The 277-nt window shown below is 67.9% G+C and carries 1 pseudogene; it reads left to right on the top strand.

What is annotated here, in order from left to right:
- Positions 1 to 18: 18 nt before the first annotated feature.
- Positions 19 to 277, top strand: a pseudogene (locus tag Q5762_RS38130) (ABC transporter ATP-binding protein); the annotation flags it as partial.

Raw genomic sequence — 277 nt, 5'->3', positions numbered from 1 at the left:
GGCAAGAATGTCACCAAGATGGCCGACTACTCCCGCGCCAAGTACATCGGCCGGGTGTTCCAGGATCCGATGGCCGGCACCGCGCCGACCATGTCCATAGAGGAGAACATGGCGCTGGCCTACGCCCGGGGCCGTTTCCGCGGACTTGGCCTGGGCGTGGGCTCCAAGCGCCGCGAGCTGTTCGTCGAGGAGCTGAAGTCCCTGGAGCTCGGTCTGGAAGGGCGCCTGAAGACGAAGGTGGGCCTGCTCTCCGGCGGCCAGCGCCAGGCGCTGAGCC

The organism is Streptomyces sp. P9(2023) (assembly GCF_032436795.1).
In the GTDB taxonomy this organism is placed as follows: Bacteria; Actinomycetota; Actinomycetes; order Streptomycetales; family Streptomycetaceae; genus Streptomyces.
The sequence above is the reverse complement of the archived record's forward strand: the minus strand, read 5'-3'. Positions and strand labels throughout refer to the sequence as shown.